We start from the raw sequence: 18,660 nt of genomic DNA, 5'->3' as shown, positions 1-18,660 counted from the left end.
TGCAGACTTGTCGTCGTCAAGGCAAGTCTATTATTGATTTTTTTGTACAAGCACTACTGGTTGATTCTAATAATTATCTGTCTCCCCCATCTCTACTTCCTAAATATTAGACCTGAATCCTTACGATGATTTTGAATCAAAATCATCTGACATCCATATCAACCCTTTGCCACTACTAGCCTTAGCAGGACGGCGTTTGACTGGCTCTATTGGTGTGAGTTTAACAACAGGTTGCTTATCTTTGAGAATGACAATCTCCTCACCTTTAAGAGCTGCATCAATGAATTGAGCCAGATGTTCAGAGGCTTCAGCTAGGGTCACTTGTTGCATGAAAATCCCCTTGAAAACTTCCATTCAATTTTAACCTATAGCCCTGGATGTGGGAACATAATAGATATTGATTGGAAAGTGATAACCATGACCGAAGCACAATCTAGTCGAACAACACGCCGGGGAAGAATTTTTCCTCACATCCAGTGGACAGAAGAACACAAAGCGCAAAAGAGAGCAGAAGATGAAAATTTTCACCAACGTTGTCAGCTTATTTTTGACCGCGTTAAACCAGAAGTGATTGAAACTCACTACAACTGGTATATGGTAGTTGAGCCAGAAAGTGGAGATTATTTTATTGACCAAGATGAAGAAGTAGCGATGAAAGTTGCTCGCCAGAAGCACCCTGGTACTATACCATTATTTCTCTTCAGAATTAATGATACAGGGGTTTCGGGAACGATATAATTCAAGGCTGGTTTGGTGATCAGGAGGCGTTGTTTTTTGAGATAGAGCTTGTGACTGCCAATGAGTTAGAGTTAGTTGTTGATGTAATGTTAGATACAGGTTTTTCTGGTTGGTTAGCTATTAATACCAATTTTTTATGAAGCTGCATAGAATTCGATCCCCCCTAGCCCCCCTTATTAAGGGGGGAACCGGAAAAACATCTATCAAAGTCCCCCTTTTTAAGGGGGATTTAGGGGGATCGAGATATGTGCAACTTCACATTAAATTGGTATAACGAGCAAGATTTACAAGGGCTGGACTGGATTTACTTGCTGACAACGGTACAGCAAACTGCATAAGGGAAAGCAAATTTTAAAATTTATGCTGGTAAACTAAAAATTGATCGGCAAGAGTTTGATATTCCAGTCCACGTAGGACAACGAGTCACGGAAATTTTACTTGGTCGTCAGTGGTTAAAAACCAGACGCTTAGTGGTAGATATTCAATCGGGAACATTAACACTTGGGGAATAAATTATTTAACTATCGCCTCCTACATCAGTTTTGGCGAGTTGGAAAACTTTACTGGCTTTCACAAAAGTGGAAAGCGATGTCTGACGACAAGCCTCTGCGCGCCTACGCACTGCTAATTTTATTGTTTTGCCTATCACTGTTGGGAACAGGCTTACTGATTGCAGTGAGTATTTTTTTAGGAGAAATGGAATCTTCCTTAGCAGCAGCAGATAAAAATCGGTTTTTCCAAGCAGTTGGCATCTTTTTGGGGGTGTTATTTATCGGTGTACCGATTATTTCTCTGAAGGTGTATATTCAAGGGAAACTAAGTTTATTTTGGCGACAGTGGTTAACAGATTATTTTCTCAATCAATACCTCTATCAACAGAATTTTTATCACCTCACCGTCTATTCTGAAATTGATAATCCCGATCAACGAATTGCCGAAGATATTCAAAACTTTACTCAACAATGCCTTTACTTTGCTCTTGTTATATCGGATTCAATTTTGCAACTCATCGGGTTCTCTGGACTCCTGTGGGGAATTTCTCAGCCGTTGATGGTGTTTTTAATCGTTTACGCGATCGCTGGCACAGTGGTGACGACAATAGCTTTTGGGCGCATCTTGGTTAGCATTAACTTTGAGCAACTCAAACGAGAAGCAGATTTTCGTTATGGCTTGATTCGGATTCGGGATAATGCTGAGGCGATCGCATTCTACCAAGGGGAAGTTGTGGAATCTCAAGAGCTTTGGCAGCGATTTGGGCGCGTTTTTAGTAACTTTACTCGCCTGATTCGCTGGCAGTTGGGCTTAGATTTATTTCAGAACAGCTATCAATACATTACATTCTTACTACCAACATTGGTTCTGGCTCCTCAGATTCTCTCTGGTGAGTTGGAAATTGGTGTATCTGCTCAAGCAGGAGTCGCGTTTCGCAGTATTTTGATTGCTTTGGGTTTAATTGTTAGTCAATTTGAGCAACTAAGTGCTTTAGCAGCAGCCGTGACTCGGCTTGATGAGTTGCAAACAACCATACATATAGGGTTTCATCAACCTCCTGCTGCGTCAAAAATTGTTCTTAACTGGGTTGAGGATGCTTGTCTAAGCTTTCAGAATGTCACACTGCAAACCCCCGATTATCAAACAGTTTTGGTACAGGATTTATCCTTCACCCTTGCTGTTGGGGAATCTCTGCTGATTACTGGTAAAAGCGGTGTTGGTAAAACTTCCTTGCTCCGTGCTTTAGCAGGGTTATGGGATGCTGGCTCTGGAACAATCACTCATCCAGAGCGTAGGCGCAGCCCGTCGTTCGCGTTGGCGGAGCCTCTCGCAGAGAAGCGTCTCGAAGAGAAGACATCGCGCCTTCTATTTTTACCCCAACGTCCCTACATGGTTCTGGGCAGTTTGCGACAGCAGTTACTTTATCCCCATTCTGATAGAGTAGTGGCAAACGATGAACTCTTGCAAGTTTTGCAGCAAGTAAACTTAACTAATTTAGTTGAACGAACTGGGGTATTAGATGCAGTTGAAGATTGGGGACGAGTGCTATCAGTGGGAGAACAACAACGGCTGGCTTTTGCCCGCTTACTGTTGCAGTCGCCACAATACGCGATTCTCGATGAAGCCACGAGCGCTTTAGATGAGAACAATCAAACCTTACTATATGGGTTATTACAAAAAACGGATATCACTTATATTAGCGTTGGGCATCGTTCTTCACTGCGCTCTTTCCATCGCTGGATGCTGGAATTACAAGGTGGTGGCAGTTTTATGCTGTCTTTGATTGAGGATGCTTAATTTTGAAAGCGATGCCTACGGCGGGCTATTCGGCGTCGCACCTGTGTACTTGATCGCGGTGCGACAAAGTTTGAAGTACCTCAACACGATTTTCAAGTACTCCAACACGATTTTCAAGTACCTCAACACGATTTTGGAGTACCTCAACACGATTTTGGAGTACCTCAACACGATTTTCAAGTACCTCAACACGACTTCGAGGTATTTGTTGCTTATACCAAATTGCCTTTGGTTGTCATTTTTAACATTTTTGAGGGGTCTAAGTCCCTCGCTTCTAAATCGCGACAAGTTTTGCGGTGGGGTTAAAATCCCCATTGTAAAACTTAATTACGTTAGCGCAGCGTTAGCGAGTCCGCGAGCGTCATTACGAATTACGAATTACGAATTATTTTAATTTCCCGGCGGTATGGAAGAAGTAGCACCAGCGATGCCAAAAATCAAACCCTCATCCGGGCTGTCAAACAATTCGACATTTGGTAAACTCGCCTCACCTTTTACTGTAATCCGAATAGTATTGGCATCAAAATTAATTACTGTGATTTCCGGGACACTCGCCAGTGGCTTGTTCGAGCGGAATGCAAATGCATTACCGCTTGGTAGGCGCAGTTGAGCGCTGGGAATATCTGCAATATAGTCATTCCCCACACTGCGATTGACGATTTGTAGCTTATCCCCAAGAGATGTCTGTAAAATTATTTCCACGCCCTGATCTGTCCGATTCGCCTTGACTCCTGTAACTGCCATTATTTCTGGTGTTGGCGACTGCACTAGTATTTGGATGTTATTAGCAGGAAATGTTATTTTATTTAGTTGCCAAACCCGGCTTTGTTCGAGTGGTTTTACTGATAAAGTGTCCGTGTTAAGAGAACTATTTTTGCTTGTTGATTGTATATCTAGGGTACTTGCTTGACTATAGGCAAAATTTGTCAATAGTACGAAAAATGAATTTGTTAGTAACAAAACTTTTAGCGATCGCTTCATCTCACTTACACCTGGATTACTCGGCTTTGATAGAACATCCTATCAATTATTTAGTTATCAATTACCATCGTGGTAACTTTTCACTGATTTAAATCTGCTACCATACGCTTAATAACTGTTTATTGTGCTTAAGTAATATCACTAGGACTTACGCACTCGTGACGAAAAACTAAGCTTTTGCGATTACTTCGCTTCTCTACGAGACGCTCCGCGAACGCTCGTAATGACGTAAAATCGTAGTCCGTGCGTAAGTCCTGATCACATTTGATTGGTAGACTACTAGCTTTATTAGTAAAAATTTGCAATAATCTGGTTAAATAATCATATAACTTTTTACCACTTGAATGACTGGCGAAAGTACAGGTGTATATCTGTGTGCAAATTTATAATTCTATGGCGCGAGAAGTTGGTAACACTGACATGAATCCCTCACAAGAAAGCATTAATAATCAACTAAACCAACGGATCTTTGCCCTGACTCCAGAACAAAGGGCGCTGTTTGAGCAACTCAAACGCCAGCAAGTTAAAAGCAAATTATCTATTCCTCGTCGTGGGGCTACGGAAGAATTGCCTCTTTCTCTTGCACAAGAAAGGCTATGGTTTCTGCACCAGCTTGATCCCAATAACCCAGCGTACAATATTGCGATCGCCTGGGAGCTAGAAGGTAAACTCGACATTCCGATTTTGCTGGCGAGTTTGCAGATAATTGGACGGCGACAAGAGGTTTTGAGAACAGCTTTTGCTTCTTTTGAGGGCAAACCCTGTGAGAAAATTGCACCAACATTCAACCTAAAATTGCCAGTTATTGATTTGCAAGCTTTACCTCCAACTCAACAGCAGCAAGAAGCCCAACGTTTAGCCATAGCCGAAGCTAGTCAAGCATTCGATTTAAGCATAGCGCCTCTGATGCGGGTGACATTAATTCGTCTAGCGGCTCAACGAACTACCCTATTACTAACAGTACATCACATTATCGCTGATGGTTGGTCACGGGGAATTTTGCTGCGGGAATTAGCGCAATGCTATCGGGCGCTGGCTTTGGGGCAAAACCCATCTTTAACAGAGTTACCGATTCAGTATGCAGATTTTGCCCTGTGGCAGAGACAATGGCTTCAGGGTGAAGAGATGAAAGCACAATTGGCGTACTGGCAAAAACAGTTAGCCGACTTGCCCATGCTAGAGCTACCGACAGATTTGCCGCGATCGCCTTTACAACAATTTCGCGGTGCGACACAATCAGAACTACTACCGCGATCGCTTCTGGAATCACTTAAACACCTCGCCCAGCAGCAGGGTGTAACTCTATTTATGCTGTTGCTAGCAGCATTTAAAGTATTGCTGCATCGCTATTGCGGCCAAGATGAGATTGTTTTAGGAGTGCCTTGCGCCAATCGCAATCGCTCAGAAGTTGAACCACTAATTGGCTTTTTCGTCAATACTCTAGTTTTGCGTACAGATTTATCTGGCAATCCGAGCTTTCACACCGTCCTGGAACGGGTGCGAACAACAGCAGCAGGAGCTTTTAAGCATCAGGATGTCCCCTTTGCCAAGGTAGTAGAAGCGCTACATCCAGAGCGTGACTTGAGTCATAATCCCTTAGTGCAAGTGATGTTTCAGGTGCAAAACGAGGCATATCAGTTGCAAAATGACTCCACCTTGAACTTACTACCAGATTTACAAATTCAGCAATCTTGGGTAGAAACAGGTTCAACCAAATTCGATTTGACTTGCCATTTGGTAGAACGCTCCCAAGGGTTGTTGATGGTGCTGGAGTACTGTACGGATTTATTTCATCAGCAAACCATCGCCCGAATGATTCAGCATTTGGGGGTTTTATTAACAGCAATTGTCACTGATTCCCAACAGTGTCTCTCGGAATTACCAATTTTGACTTCTCAAGAACGGCGACAAATCTTAGAAGAATGGAATCAAACCCAAGTTAACTATCCCCAACAATGGCTGCATCAGCAATTTGAGGCTCAGGTAGAAAAGACACCGGAAAATGTCGCTGTTATTTCACCCCACCCCAACCCTCCCGATGCATTGGGGAGGGAGAATGACAGCAATGCTCCCCTTGCAAAGGCTACAGTGTATACACAAGTTATCAAATCACCCCACCCTAACCCTCCCGATGCATTGGGGAGGGAAGAAGATTTTCCGGTTTCCCCCCTTTCTAAGGGGGGATTAAGGGGGGTAATTCCTGAATACAAGGATGGGGTAATAACCTATGCAGAACTCAACAACAAAGCCAATCAATTAGCACATTATTTGCGATCGCAAGGCATTACCACAGAGTCTTTAGTGGGGATTTATTTAGAGCGATCGCCTGAATTAATTATCGCCTTATTAGCAGTCCTCAAAGCCTCTGGAGCATACATTCCCCTAGATAGTAAATTGCCCCGCGATCGTTTGGCGTATATGCTGGCGGATGCTCAACCAGCGATACTACTAACAACAGATGCATTTGCTGCCCAGTTACCACATTCTTGTCAAGTGGTTTGTTTAGATAAAGATTGGCCAGTTATTGCTCAAAACCTCAAACACAATCCCGTCAATCTCGTTGTGGGCGACAACCTGGCATACATAATTTACACCTCCGGTTCCACAGGTACACCCAAAGGGACAATGCTCACCCATCGAGGATTGGCGAATTATTTGAACTGGGCGATTAGAGCATATCCTGTGACAGCAGGGACAGGAGTACCTCTACAATCCTCAATTAGTTTTGATGCCACAATTACCAGCTTGTACAGTCCTTTACTAGTTGGGAAGCCAGTGGTTTTGCTACCAGAAGCTGAAGAAATCGAAGCACTAAGTAAGGCCCTCAATTCCCAAACTAATTTGAGTCTCGTCAAACTCACTCCCGCCCATCTGGGCATTCTCAGACAGTTTTTGCCCCAAAAAACCCTCTTCGGACATCCCCAAGCACTGATTATCGGCGGGGAGGCTTTGAGCAAACAGCACTTGGAGTTTTGGCAAACCCATTCTCCTCAAACAAAGTTAATTAATGAGTACGGCCCAACAGAAACAGTTGTTGGTTGTTGCACTTACGATGCCACAAAAACACCAGCAACCTCAACTAATATCCCTATCGGGCGTCCGATTGCTAATACCCAACTTTATATTTTAGACCGCTATCTGCAACCTGTTCCCGTCGGTGTACCCGGAGAACTTTATATTGGTGGTGATGGTGTAGCGCGAGGTTATTTAAATCAACCAGAGTTAACAGCAGCAAGGTTTGTGGCGAATCCGTTTATTAGGGAGTGGGGAGTGGGGAGTGGGGATGAGGGGGATGAGGGGGATCTCTTCCCAATGCCCATCCTTTATAAAACAGGCGATCGCGCCCGCTATCTCAGAGATGGTAATATCGAATATCTGGGACGCTTAGATACTCAGGTTAAAATTCGGGGTTTTCGTGTGGAATTGGGGGAAATTGAGGCAATATTACAAGCTCATCCCCTAGTACAAGAAGCGGTGGTAGTGTCCAGAAAGGATAACCCCAATCATCCGCAGTTAATTGCTTATATTGTTAGAAATCAGCAGAACCTAGAATCAACAGATTTGCGTCAATATTTAGCAACAAAATTACCTGCTTATATGTTGCCTTCTACATTTGTCTGGCTAGATAAACTACCACTAACAACCAATGGGAAAGTTGACTCAACAAAACTCCCACCTCCAGAAATTAAACAGCAGCAACAAGCAGCACCCCGAACACCAACAGAAACAATCCTCGTGCAGATATGGACGGAGCTTTTAGGGTATAATGTGGGGATTAACGATAATTTCTTTGAGCATGGAGGCGATTCGATTCTCAGCATTCAGATGGTGGCAAAGGCGAATCAAGCAGGTGTCAAACTAACTCCCAAGCAGCTTTTCTGGCACCAAACAATCGCAGAATTAGCCACAGTCATCCAAGTGACTTTGCAAGGACAAGCAGAACAAGGGAAAGTCACAGGAACAGTTTTCCTCACACCAATTGGGCACTGGTTGTTTGAGCAAAATTTGCACAAATTGGATCATTTCAACCAAGCAATAATATTGGAGGTAGAGCCGAACCTGCAAGCGGATATTTTACAGCAGGCAATTGAGCAATTGCTAATCCATCATGATATGCTGCGATCGCGCTTTGCGCGTCTCCCCTTAGGAGAATCGCGCTTTGTTCAACAAGCAGGCCAATGGCAACAGCATATAAGTGCATCAATTGATGACGATTCATTAACAGTTGTGGATTTGGTCAGTTTGCCCAAGAATACACAACAGCATTTGATAGAGTCAACCGCATCCCAACTCCAAGCCAGCCTAGATTTAGCAACGGGAAAATTACTGCGGGTGGCGCTGTTCCGACTGGGAAATGGCTACAGCGTAGACGCAAAGCGGCTTCTCGCTAGAGATCGCTTATTATTAATCATTCACCATTTAGTTGTTGATGGCGTTTCCTGGCTGATTCTTTTGTCAGATTTAGGAAGTGCGTATCAACAGCTAAAAGCCAAAGAATCTGTACAATTACCCGCAAAAACTACATCTTTCCCACAATGGGCGCAGCAGTTGGTAAACTATGCTCAATCAGCAGAACTGAGAGCAGAATTAGCAACTTGGTTAAAAATTCTCCCCAGAGAATCGCCTCCATTACCACTAGATTATGAGTATCATCCAAATATCAACACCATAGCTTCCGAAACCCAAATCAGCGTTAACCTAGATCAGAGCCAAACCCGCGCCTTATTGAAAGAAGTCCCAAAAGCTTATCATACACAAATAAATGATGTGTTATTGACAGCATTGGTGCAAAGTGTGAGTCAATGGACATTAGAGCATTCGCTACTCGTTGACTTGGAAGGTCATGGACGAGAAGATTTGTTTGCAAACACAGACATTAGCCGAACAGTGGGTTGGTTTACGACAATTTTTCCAGTATATTTAAAATTAGACAGCAGTAATGACCTGGGAGCAAATCTTAAATCTGTCAAAGAGCAACTGCGACAAATTCCTAAAAAGGGTATAGGCTACGGTTTACTACGGTATTTGAATTCAGATAAAATAACTAGGCAAAGTTTACAACAACTACCTCAATCTGATATTAGTTTTAATTACTTGGGGCAACTAGATTTGTTTTCCTCTCAAGCATGGATTCACGGAATTGCTAGGGAATCAACAGGATTACTATCTAACTCACAGAACTCACGTAATTATATACTAAATGTTACCGCTTGGATAGCACAGTCTCAGCTATATGTACAGTGGCGATACAGTTGTAATTTACACAAGTTTGCCACCATCGAACGGATAGCACAGCAATTTATCAAAACACTACAAGCTTTGATTCAGCATTGCCAATCACCCACAAGCGGCGGTTATACACCATCGGATTTTGCAGGTGCGCGTTTGAATCAAAAGCAACTTGACCAGTTTATTAGCAAACTTCAGCAGCCAAAAAAGGGGTAGCGTGGAAACCACTATTGCTGACATCTACGAACTCTCTCCTATGCAACAGGGAATGCTCTTTCATACCCTGTATGATCCCAATTCTGGTATTTACTTTGAGCAGCGTAGCTGTCTGATTCGCGGTCATCTAAATTTAACTGCCTTTCATCAAGCTTGGCAACGTGTAGTAGAACGTCATAACGTTTTTCGCACCGCTTTTCACTGGCAAGAGTTGGAAAAACCGCTCCAGGTAGTACACAACGATGTAAAATTACCTTGGCAAGAATTAGATTGGCGCAATCTGGAAGTAGCTGAACAACAGGCAAAATTAACAACTTTTCTTTTGAGCGATCGCACCGAGGGCTTCGATTTGCAACAGCCTCCCCTGATGCGCTGTACAATGATTCAGTTACAGACAGATATCTACCAGTTTGTCTGGAGCCACCATCATTTACTAATGGATGGTTGGTGTAATGGAATTTTGTTAAAAGAAGTTTTTACCTTATATGAAGCATTTTGTCAAGGACAGGATGTTTCGTTACCATTTCCCACAGCCTATCGGAATTATATTCTCTGGCTCCAGGAGCAGAATCAGACTGAAGCTGAAATCTATTGGCGAAAGAACCTCCAGGGTTTTACAGCACCTACACCGCTTGTGTACGTGAGCAGCAACCCGGGAACCGTTACAACTAACTCGGGAACCGTTACAACTAACTCGGGAACCGTTACAACTCAACCGGGAACCGTTACAACTCAACCGGGAACCGTTACAACTCAACCGGGAACCGTTACAACTAACCCGGGAACCGTTACAACTAACCCGGGAACCGTTACAACTAACTCGGGAACCGTTACAACTAACTCGGGAACCGTTACAAGGGAGCAGCAACGAAGGCTTGATGTTACTACTACGGCTCTCCAAACCTTAGCTCGTCAACATTATCTCACCCTCAACACCCTGATTCAAGGAGCTTGGGCGCTGCTTCTGAGTCGCTACAGTGGGGAAACAGATGTCGTATTTGGCACAACAGTCTCCGGGCGTCCCCCGGAACTAGCTAATGTGGAAAGCATCGTTGGTTTATTTATCAACACTCTACCCGTGCGAGTGCAAATTGATGCCCACGCCGAAATAATTCCTTGGCTTGAGCAGTTGCAAACTCAACAAGTAGAAAGAGAACAATACGCCTATAGTTCCTTAGTAGAAATTCAAGGCTGGAGTGAGGTTCCCAATGACATACCTTTATTTGAAAGCCTATTGGTATTTGAGAACTATCCAGTTTCCATAGAATCGATTCTCAAAATTGCCAACAGCCATTTACAGATTCAAGACGCGCAGGGATTTGCTCAAACTAACTATCCACTTACACTTGCAGTGATTCCTGGTGCGGAGCTATTATTACAAATCAGCTATGCAAGCTCTCGCTTTGATGAAGCGACGATTGAACGTCTTCTCGGACACTTAGAAACCCTGCTCACAAGTATAGTGGCAAATCCTCGGCAAAAGTTGTCACAACTGTCAATTTTAACAAGCAACGAACAGGAATTATTGAAAAGCTGGAATCAAACTACACAAAAATATTCTAGCCAACAGTGCATTCATCAACTATTTGAAGCGCAGGTGGAGAAGACACCTGATGCTGTAGCTGTAATACAGGAAAATAAACAGCTGACTTATCGAGAACTCAATCAACGAGCTAATCAACTGGCTCATTATCTGAAAAAGCTGGGTGTAAAACCAGAAGTTCTAGTTGGTATTTGCCTAGAGCGCTCAATCACAATGATTGTGGGACTGTTGGGCATTCTTAAAGCAGGTGGGGTTTACGTTCCCCTAGATCCAGCTTACCCGCAACAACGTCTAGCTTTCATGATATCAGATTCGCGGGTGTCGGTGCTATTAACTCAGGAATCTTTACTAAAAGTTCTACCTGATTTGGAATCGCCTATACTTTGCTTGGATGCAGACTGGGAATTGAAAAAGAGGCAAGGGAGCAGGGAGCTCTTAGCTGGGGAGAAGGAACAGAAAGGGGGATTCGACCCATTCCTGTTCGAGAACCACTTAACAGAAGTGGGGGACGTAAGAACATGTTCCGCTCCGCTCCACCGCAGGAGTCAGGGGTCATTTCCCCCAGCTAATAGCCCCCAACCAAGAGCCTCTTCGTTGATTGCTCTAGAAAGTCAGGAGAATCTGGCTACTCAGATGACATCTGAAAACCTAGCTTACGCCATCTATACATCTGGCTCTACAGGCATACCAAAAGGCGTTATGGTTCAACACCAGTCTTTGGTAAATTATATAGAAGCTGGGATACTTGAATATGATATATTTCCTAGCGACCGCATTCTTCAATTTGCATCCATCAGCTTCGATGCAGCTGCCGAAGAAATTTTTCCTTGTTTGGTGCAGGGTGCAACGCTGGTATTGCGAACGGACGAAATGTTGAGTTCAATACCAGAGTTTCTGAAAATCTGCGGTGATTGGCAGCTTACAGTACTGGATTTACCTACTGCATTTTGGCATCAACTTGTAGCTGAATTATTAGCTATGAATTTGACAGTACCAGATTCTGTCCGATTAGTGATCATCGGCGGTGAAAAAGCTTTACCAGAACGATTAACCACTTGGCAGCAGCTTGTTCCAAAGGTGCGCTTGGTGAACGGCTACGGCCCAACAGAAGCAACAATCGTGACAACTACCTGTGATTTGTCAGGGCTAACTGTTCAGACAATAGGGCGAGAACTAGCAATTGGCAAAGCTGTTAAGAATGCCAAAACCTATATTCTCGACTCACACTTAAATCTTACCCCAGTGGGAGTGCCGGGAGAGCTTTACATTGGGGGAATTGGTGTTACTAGAGGCTATTTAAATCGACCTGACTTGACGGCTGTGGCATTTATTCCCGATTTATTTAGTGAAATAACAGGGGCGCGTCTCTATAAAACAGGCGATCGCGTCCGTTATCTTCCAGATGGTAATATAGAGTATCTGGGAAGATTTGATAACCAAGTAAAAGTTCGGGGTTTCCGCATAGAGTTGGGTGAGATTGAAGCGTTACTCAGTCAATACCCGGATGTACAAGAATGTGCTGTTGTCGCTTGTGAAGATATGACGGGTGACAAACGCTTAATTGCTTATATTGCACCCCTCCCCAACCCTCCCAATGCCTTGGGGAGGGAGAGCGACAGCGAGGATGGGGTCTTCTATAGTCAACAAAAAACCGATAGAACCGCAAAATCATCTAATTTGCGGCAATTTATGGCAAACTGTCTCCCAGGTTATATGATTCCCGCCCATTTTGTTTTCTTGTCAGCATTGCCGCGTACTCCCAATGGTAAAATTGACCGGAAGGCGCTACCGCAAGGAGAAGAACTACCTCGCCCCAATGTAACAGCTAGCACACCTAGCGAAGAATTGTTGGTAGGGATTTGGCAAACAGTGTTGAACTTAAAGTCAGTGGGAATTGAAGATAATTTCTTCGCTCTGGGTGGAGATTCGCTGTTGGTAATTCGGATGATTGCCCAAATTCAGCAGGTATTTGGAGTAAATATACCATTGCGGCAGGTGTTTGAAACACCAACTATAGCTGAATTGGCGAGGGTAATTGCATCATCAACATTAAATACACCCCTCCCCAGCCCTCCCCTTGCTAAGGGGAGGGAGTATGATAGGGAAAATTTACCTCTTTCCTTTGCTCAACAGCGCCTCTGGCTTTTAGCACAATTAGAACCAGATAACCCTTCCTACAACGTGGCTGCGGCATTGCGTCTGAGTGGTAATTTAGATGTTGCCATCCTCAGACAAAGCTTTACCGAAATTGTCCGTCGTCATCAAGTGTTGCGTACCAGCTTTCCTCCCGTTGATGGTCGTGGAATAGCAGTTGTATCTTTTGATGTAAATATATTTATTCCAGTTATTGACCTAAGTTCACTCTCTGCATCGCAACAGCACCAAACCGTTGAACAGCTTGCTCGTTGCGAAAGTCAGCAGCCATTTAACTTAGAACAGAGTCCGCTTTTACGAGTCAATTTATTATATCTGCATCCAGATGAACACGTATTGTTACTGACCATACATCACATCATCACCGATGGTTGGTCAGTTGATGTTTTAGCGCAAGAAATCGCAACTTTCTACCAAGCATTTTCCCAAGGACAGCCTTCTCCTCTTCCAGAGTTAGCAATTCAGTATGCCGATTTTGCCGCTTGGCAGAGACAGTGGTTACAGGATAATAAATTTGACTATCAGCTTGAATACTGGCGGCAGCAGTTACAGGAAGTTCCAAAGCTTTTGGAATTACCCATAGATTATCCGCGTCCGGCTGTGCAGACATTTCTGGGTAGGCGACAAAGTTTTGAGTTATCTTTAGAACTGACTCAAGCAATCAAGCAGCTACGTCAAGAAACGAACACCACTCTGTTTATGGTGATATTTTTGGCGTTGAGTGTGCTGCTGCATCGCTATAGTAATCAAGATGAAATCGTTATTGGTAGCCCCATTGCCAATCGTCATTATCCGGGGACTGAAGGATTAATCGGTTTTTTTGCTAACACTCTAGCTCTGCGAATTTCCTTAGCAGATAATCCTAGCGTTGCCGAATTATTGCCACAGGTGCGGGAAATTGTCTTAGCAGCTTATGCTCATCAGGATGTACCATTTGAGCAGGTAGTTGAAATATTACAACCGTTGCGATCGCTAAGTCACTCACCATTATTTCAGGTAATGCTGGTTGTAGAAAATGCCCCCGCCCAACCAATAGAATTAACAGGGTTGCGCTGGAGTCCCCTAGAAATTGATGGCGGTACGGCAAAGTTTGACCTCACCTTGATGATCACCCAAACAAACACCGGATTGCAAGGCAAATGGGAATATAACTGCGATTTGTTTGCCGAAACTACAATCACCCGATTTACAGAACACTTACAAACTTTATTAACAAGCATTACTTCAGAGCCAACACAACGGATTTCTGATTTATCTTTGATGAAGCAGGCAGAAAGAAAGCAAATTATTAGCTTTGGTAGTGCAGCAACATATCATGCGCCTCAATGTATTCACGAGTTATTTGAGGAGCAGGTAGCAAAATTTGGTGATGTAATCGCTTGTGTTGATGGGATTGAATGCACCCCACCCGCCCTATCGGGCACCCTCCCCTTGGTAAGGGGAGGGATGGAGGCTATATCAAGCACCCTCGCCTTTACAAGGGGAGGGTTGGGGAGGGGTATTTTAACCTATGCAGAACTCAATAGCAAAGCGAATCAACTTGCCCACTATCTCAAATCTTTGGGAGTCAAGCCAGAGGTAGGTGTTGGTATTTGTGTAGAACGTTCTGTTGATTTTCTCATAGGAATATTGGGAATTCTCAAAGCAGGCGGTTTTTATGTGCCGTTGGATGTTAACTATCCAAGTGAGCGTTTAGCATTTTTGATTCAGGATGCTCAAGTGCAAGTGTTGCTAACTCAAGAGCAATACGTTGAAAAACTACCATTTTTGGAACTGCCAATTTTCTGTTTTGATAATGATTGGCAAAGTATTGCTCAACAACCCATAACCAACCCTGTCAGCCATACCACACCAGAAAATCTCGCTTATGTGATGTATACCTCCGGCTCAACAGGAGTACCTAAGGGTGTGTGTGTACCCCATCGCGGCGTAGTGCGGTTAGTGCAAAACTGTGATTATGCTCAACTGAGTGCCGATGAAATTTTACTCCAAGCGGCGTCGGTTGTATTTGATGCCTCTACCTTTGAAATTTGGGGGGCGCTACTCAACGGCGCACGCTTGGTAATTTTGCCGAGTCAGCAGCCAACCTTAGAAGAATTAGCAAATGCGATCGCACAATATCAAATTACCACTCTTTGGCTAACAGCAGGCTTATTCCACCTCATGGTCGATGAACATCTCGCTAGCCTGAAAGCCGTGAAACAATTATTGGCTGGTGGTGATGTTTTATCTGCTGTTCATATTAAAAAGCTTCTGGAAACTTATCCTCAATGTCGCGTCATCAACGGCTATGGCCCCACCGAAGGGACTACCTTCACTTGTTGCTATGTTATAAACGATGCCAAACAAATAAATAATACCGTTTCTATTGGTCGAGCGATCGCTAATACCCAAGTTTACATTCTCGACCGCTATCTTAACCCTGTACCCATCGGTATCGCAGGTGAATTATATATTGCAGGTGACGGACTCGCCCGTGGCTACGTGAATCGAGCAGATGTCACAGCAGAACGGTTTGTACCAAATCCCTTTATTGGGGAGTGGGGAGTGGGGAGTGGGGAGTGGGGAGTGGAGGATGAGGGAGCAGGGGAGGCAGGGGGAGCAGGGGGAGAAAGAATAACCAATGCCCCATGCCCAATGCCCAATGCCCAATGCCCAATGCCCAATGCCCAATGCCCAATGCCCAATGCCCAATTCCCAATGCCCATCCTTTACAAAACTGGCGATCGCGCCCGTTACCTGAGAGATGGTAATATTGAGTACTTGGGACGATTGGATAATCAAGTTAAAATCCGGGGTTTTCGGATTGAGTTAGGTGAGATTGAATCAGTACTGGCTCAACATCCAAGTGTACAAGATTGTGTGGTAATTGCTGACGAGTTGAAATCACAGCATAAGCAGCTTGTAGCTTACTTCGTACAAAACGCAAAATTGCAGCCGATTTCTCCAACTCAACTGCGGCAATTTCTTCAACAACGGCTACCAGATTACTTAATTCCTAGCTTTTTTATCCCACTGGAAACTTTACCGCTAACGCCTAATGGTAAGGTAGATAGGCGGATGCTACCAGCACCAGAACTACCAAACCAACAAAATGTAATTTTACCACGCACTGATATAGAGGCGATACTAGTCAATATCTGGTCATCACTTTTGCATCTGCCTCAAGTCGGCATCCATGATAACTTTTTTGAACTGGGTGGAGACTCAATTCTGGCAATTCAAGTTATTAGCCGTGCTAATCAAACAGGGTTGCAACTAACTCCCAAACAGCTTTTCCAGTACCAAACCATCGCAGAACTAGCAGCAGTTGTTACCCCTGCTTTCCCAAACCGCGCCCAGCAAGGTATAGTTACAGGTTCTCTACCACTCACACCCATTCAACATTGGTTTTTTGAGCAAGAGTTGGCGAATCTGCATCATTTCAATCAAGCGGTGTTTTTGCAGGCGAAGCAGAAATTACAGCCAGCAATTCTCATCTCAGCCTTGAAAAAACTATTACAGCATCATGATGTGCTGCGGAGTCGGTTTGCAAAACCCCACCCATCCTCCCCCTACCAAGGGGCTACGGTGTACACATATCTTGGTAATGAAGCACAAACCCTGGATTTACCCCCCTTAATCCCCCCTTGTAAAGGGGGGAAATATCCGGTTCTCCCCACTTTGCAAGAGGAGAAAATTCCAGTTCTCCCCGCTTTGCAAGGGGAGAAAATTCCGGTTCTCCCCCTTTACAAGGGGGAGTTAGAGGGGGTCATAGGCCAAGGGGAGGGGAAAGTGGAATGGCTAGCTACAATTGGGGAGATGAATAATGATATTCCCTACGTTTGTTGTGATTTATCGGCTTTATCGGCGACGCAACAAGAAGCGGCGATGAGAGAAATTTCTAGCCAACTGCAAGGGAGTTTAAATATTACCCACGGTTTATTACTGCGGGTGGCTAATTTTGATTTGGGTGAAGAATCTCGCCTATTAATAGTGATTCATCATTTGGTAGTAGATGCAATTTCCTGGCGTATTCTCCTAGAAGATTTGCAGACGGCTTTAAGCCAACTAATTCAAGGGAAAACTATTGATTTACCGCCAAAAACCACTGCTTTTGCAGCTTGGGCAAAACAGTTATACAGCTACTCATCATCAACAAGTTTATCAGAAGAACTCGATTACTGGCTATCATGCGATGCCTCCGGCGGGCTTAGCCTACGCCAAACAGTAAAACCCCTACCAGTAGATTATCTCGATGGTAGTAACACGGTAGCCGATGCTGATGCCATTACCATCAGTCTTTCAGTAGCCCAGACACAAGCATTAATTAAACAAGTCCCCTCAGCATACAACACCCAAATTAATGATGTGTTATTGACTGCTTGCACACAAGCAATCTCGACATGGACGAAAGAGGATTTAGTCTTGATTGATTTGGAAAATTACGGACGGGATTTTCCCGCAGCAGAGATTGATGTATCTCGTACCGTGGGCTGGTTTACAGTCATATATCCCCTATTGTTGCAAGTTGAAAGCAACGACAATTGGGGCGAAAAGCTCAAAGCTATCAAAGAACAATTGCGGAGAGTGCCAAATCGCGGATTTAACTACGGACTACTCCGTTATCTTAGCAAATCCAAAGAAATCAGCGATCGCTTACAGACTTTTCCATCTGCCGAGGTTAGCTTTAACTACCTGGGACAGTTGACAGGAGACAGGGGACAGGGGGAAGATTTACTCTTTACCCTTTGTGATTTCTTTAGTGGTACACCCCAAGATTCACAACAGCATCGACGCTATCGCATTGAAATCAATGGTTTTGTGCGGTCAGGGCAATTACAATTTGAGTGGATATACAGCCGTCAACAGTATCAAAAAACAACTATTAGCCAATTAGCTACTAACTTCTGCACTTACTTGCAAGAAATAATAACCCACTGTCAAACCCCCGATAATGTCGGGTATACACCCTCGGATTTTGAATTAGCAAACTTAGACCAACAAACATTAGACCAAGTGCTAGGGATGGTGAATTTTGAACATCAACGATTCTAAAAACTTAATCTGACTCTCTGCGTCTGGGTGTGAAAATTTCATATTTAATATTCCAATACGCTTGGGTTAAGGCTAAAAGTCTGTTATCAAAGTCAACAGTTCGGCTTCGCTCACTGTTGACTCTGAGCGAAGCCGAAGGGTCAATTTTTTTAACGTAGACGCGGAGCGGCTTGCCGCAGGCTACCGCAGAGACGCAGAGAAGCCAGTGCGCCCTTGCGGGTTCCCCGACTTGAAGCAACTGGCGCGACGCAGAGAGAAGAAAGAGAGAAGAAATACTTGACTGATATCAAGTACGTCGGATTACTTATAATAAAATCTCTCAATGTAGGTTGGGTTGAACGGCAGTGAAACCCAACATTAACAAGAAGTAAATGTTGGGTTTCGTTCCTTAAACGCCACTTGCTTCAAGTCGGGAAACCGCAAGGGCGCAGTGGCTCCCCAACCTACAGATATTATAAGTGTTTAACCGAACC

The 18,660-nt window shown here is 44.0% G+C and carries 7 protein-coding genes; 4 read left to right on the top strand and 3 right to left on the bottom strand.

The window, feature by feature from the left end:
- Window positions 1–120: 120 nt before the first annotated feature.
- Complete coding sequence (locus tag LC653_RS25025; protein WP_229497416.1) at window positions 121–330, bottom strand: type II toxin-antitoxin system Phd/YefM family antitoxin; 210 nt, start codon at window positions 328–330, stop codon at window positions 121–123.
- Window positions 331–417: 87 nt separating this feature from the next.
- Between LC653_RS25025 and LC653_RS25020 the strand changes: the two genes are divergently transcribed.
- Together LC653_RS25020 and LC653_RS25010 are read left to right on the top strand one after the other, a co-directional pair.
- Window positions 418–738 carry a hypothetical protein gene (locus LC653_RS25020; protein ID WP_229497415.1) on the top strand — a complete coding sequence of 107 codons (321 nt, stop codon included), beginning with the start codon at window positions 418–420 and terminating at the stop codon, window positions 736–738.
- 501 nt (window positions 739–1,239) lie between these two features.
- Window positions 1,240–3,027: an ABC transporter ATP-binding protein/permease gene (locus tag LC653_RS25010; protein WP_229497414.1), complete on the top strand. Its 1,788-nt coding sequence runs from the start codon at window positions 1,240–1,242 to the stop codon at window positions 3,025–3,027.
- 15 nt (window positions 3,028–3,042) lie between these two features.
- On the opposite strand, the gene LC653_RS25005 is transcribed toward LC653_RS25010, so the two are convergent.
- Both LC653_RS25005 and LC653_RS46945 read right to left on the bottom strand, forming a co-directional pair.
- On the bottom strand, window positions 3,043–3,342 hold the full coding sequence (locus LC653_RS25005; RefSeq protein WP_229497413.1) for a hypothetical protein: 300 nt from the start codon (window positions 3,340–3,342) through the stop codon (window positions 3,043–3,045).
- Between the two features lie 75 nt (window positions 3,343–3,417).
- Window positions 3,418–4,008, bottom strand: a complete 591-nt coding sequence (locus LC653_RS46945) for an AMIN domain-containing protein (RefSeq protein ID WP_308189137.1) — start codon at window positions 4,006–4,008, stop codon at window positions 3,418–3,420.
- Window positions 4,009–4,428: 420 nt separating this feature from the next.
- Between LC653_RS46945 and LC653_RS24995 the strand changes: the two genes are divergently transcribed.
- On the top strand, window positions 4,429–9,453 hold the full coding sequence (locus LC653_RS24995) for a non-ribosomal peptide synthetase (protein ID WP_372478223.1): 5,025 nt from the start codon (window positions 4,429–4,431) through the stop codon (window positions 9,451–9,453).
- A gap of 1 nt (window position 9,454) precedes the next feature.
- Window positions 9,455–18,187, top strand: a complete 8,733-nt coding sequence (locus LC653_RS24990; protein WP_229497411.1) for a non-ribosomal peptide synthetase — start codon at window positions 9,455–9,457, stop codon at window positions 18,185–18,187.
- Window positions 18,188–18,660: the final 473 nt, after the last annotated feature.

The sequence above is a fragment of the Nostoc mirabile CHAB5784 genome, from assembly GCF_020829645.1.
In the GTDB taxonomy this organism is placed as follows: Bacteria; Cyanobacteriota; Cyanobacteriia; order Cyanobacteriales; family Nostocaceae; genus Nostoc; species Nostoc mirabile.
This window is presented reverse-complemented; position numbering and strand designations above follow the sequence as displayed.